This window comes from Psychrobacter sp. TPE 89C, assembly GCF_055522395.1.
The window spans coordinates 1-1,824 of record NZ_JBVFXW010000098.1 but is presented as its reverse complement, the minus strand read 5'-3'; the positions used below and the strand labels follow the sequence as shown (position 1 = coordinate 1,824).

Below are 1,824 nucleotides of genomic sequence, written 5' to 3'. Positions count from 1 at the left end.
ATGTTTTTCTATACGTATATATATAACATATATAGAAAATAAGCTTTTTTATACATATCCAAAGAGGTGTCCATGGACGAGTATCAGATTATCCCTTTACCGCTTCCTAATATGGAGACACTAGAAACCAGAGCTGTCCTGAAAAAACTGTCGTCAGCCAATCGATACTTAGCTGAACTCAAAGGAGTGGTCTCATCCATTCCTAATGAGGCTATCTTAATCAATACCTTGGCGCTACAAGAGGCGAAGCACAGCTCTGAGATTGAAAATATTGTCACGACCAATGATGAGCTGTTTAAAGCTGAGCTTGATATCGTCAACCAAAGCCTTGCAACCAAAGAGGTGCAGAACTATACACAAGCGCTCAAATCAAGTTTTGATACGGTACGAAAAAGCGGCATCATTCGCTTAAGTGACGTTTTAGCGATTCAAGAAGAGCTGGAAAAGAACGTAGCAGGATTTCGTAAGCTACCAGGTACAACACTCAAAAATGGCCAAGGCGAAATCGTTTATACACCGCCCCAGCATGGTGATAATATCAAGGCGCTGATGGACAACCTCGTCACGTTTATGAATGATGATGCGATATGTGATCTTGATCCACTGATAAAAATGGCGGTCATTCATCATCAGTTTGAAAGTATTCATCCGTTTTACGATGGGAACGGACGTACAGGAAGAATTTTAAATATTTTGTATTTGGTGGCGCAAGGCTTACTAGACTTGCCCGTTTTATACCTCAGCCATTACTTGATTCGACACAAGGCTGATTATTATCACTATCTACAGCACGTTCGAGATACTGGCGACTGGGAAGGTTGGCTGTTATTCATGCTTGATAGTGTGGAAGAAACGTCTAAATCTACCATCATATTGATTAAAGATATCAAGGCATTGATACAAGCCTATAAGCTTAAGATACGTGAAGAGAAGCCGAAGATATATCGCCAAGAGCTGCTGAACAATCTATTTAATCACCCCTATACCAAAATAGAGTTTGTGATGACTGATTTAGCAGTAACGCGCATTACGGCAACTAAGTACTTAGATGAGCTGACCGATATTGGCCTGCTACAAAAAGAGAAAATCGGGCGTAGCTCATACTATATCAATGTCGAACTACTGCAACTACTCATGAATCGAGCGTAGTCCAAAAAAATAATGCTGCTCGCTTTGGCGAGCAGCATTATTTTTGAAGATACGAATAGGTATAGCTTGATTACAGAAGCTGGGCGATTCTCCATACCTTTCCCATCTCATTTGTCATAAGACCCGTTATACGATTCAATGAAGGGATTCTTTTACACGCTCTCAGAGAGTTGAGTCTCTGAAAATTTCGGGGTGGTTCATTCTGACTAAAATCTCATAAATAGGTTTCTATAGTATTGTCAACATAGCTCACATTATTAGTAGCGGCTGTTGCAGGAGCGATCATAGCTACGCAAGTGGAAGCAGCCAATAGCGAGCCTAATAGTAGTTTTTTCATGATGTTATTCCTTTTTATATCTTAGTTGAATAGACAGGCTTAATCAGATAAGGCGTCTCTCTATCAACTCCTTACTGAAAAAACTATAAGTGATTAAAGCGTTGCGTAGTTTGAAGAAAGTTTAAGAAAAGTAACGACTTACACCTATTTACTCTTACTTGCTACAAACTTGATAAGTATATCTATATCTAACCAATCAGGTGATTTCACTAGTTCAATACTCTAGTAAGGACTTGAATCTTCGGACTACCGGATTAGAACTTATAAATATCAAATTGAGGTTTCTTAATTCACCTAAAGGTGAGGATATAAAAATGAAATTTTTTTTTAATAAATTA

General features: G+C 38.5%; 2 protein-coding genes. One reads left to right on the top strand and one right to left on the bottom strand.

Annotated elements, in window-relative coordinates; all coding sequences use genetic code 11:
* Nucleotides 1-72 precede the first annotated feature (72 nt).
* Nucleotides 73-1,149: a Fic family protein gene (locus ACZW67_RS14250; RefSeq protein WP_465183801.1), complete on the top strand. Its 1,077-nt coding sequence runs from the start codon at nucleotides 73-75 to the stop codon at nucleotides 1,147-1,149.
* Nucleotides 1,150-1,363: 214 nt separating this feature from the next.
* Here the strand turns inward: ACZW67_RS14250 and ACZW67_RS14245 are convergent, their stop codons facing one another.
* Nucleotides 1,364-1,486, bottom strand: a complete 123-nt coding sequence (locus tag ACZW67_RS14245; protein ID WP_465183800.1) for a hypothetical protein — start codon at nucleotides 1,484-1,486, stop codon at nucleotides 1,364-1,366.
* Between the last annotated feature and the right edge of the window lie 338 nt (nucleotides 1,487-1,824).

Excerpts from the sequence above, each read along its gene's own strand:
- ACZW67_RS14250 (WP_465183801.1), top strand. The coding sequence starts at position 73 with ATGGACGAGTATCAGATTATCCCTTTACCGCTTCCTAATATGGAGACA.
- ACZW67_RS14245 (WP_465183800.1), bottom strand. The coding sequence starts at position 1,486 with ATGAAAAAACTACTATTAGGCTCGCTATTGGCTGCTTCCACTTGCGTA.